1 protein-coding gene is annotated in these 425 nt (G+C 40.7%); it reads right to left on the bottom strand.

Annotated features, from left to right (window positions below; all coding sequences use genetic code 11):
• Positions 1–425 (bottom strand): putative solute-binding protein (locus A3766_RS30685; RefSeq protein ID WP_231882856.1); only part of this gene is annotated, 425 nt, incomplete at both ends.

The following is a 425-nucleotide window of genomic DNA, read 5'->3' as shown; positions in this document are numbered from 1 at the left end:
GAATTTTCCAGAATAACTTCAGTGCGGTAGGGTTGTTGATCTGATCGTCTTGTAAGGCAAGTCTAATGCGTTTACTGAAGTGATCAATCTCATCCTTTACGAATTGATTAGTTTTAATCCAGTAGTGCTTGGGGATTTCCTCTTCGGCATCAACTACCATTTTGTTCATCGCTTTCATTCGTGTCAGCATGTAGTTTCGCATTTTATTCCCGAAATCCTCAGGGAACTGATCACGACGAGCAATGGTTTGAAGCATTCCGTAATATAGCCGGTAATCAATAATTCCTCCTTTATCTGCAAGACCCTCGTAAAGCTCAAAGGTGTTGTAGGCAAGAGCGGGCATGATCACAATATCAACTTCGCCGGTTTTAAATTTATCTGCAAAGTTTGATAGTGTTACCGTGACAGGTTTGGACTTAGATAAA

It is taken from the genome of Oleiphilus sp. HI0132, from assembly GCF_001635845.1.
The sequence above is the reverse complement of the archived record's forward strand: the minus strand, read 5'-3'. Positions and strand labels throughout refer to the sequence as shown.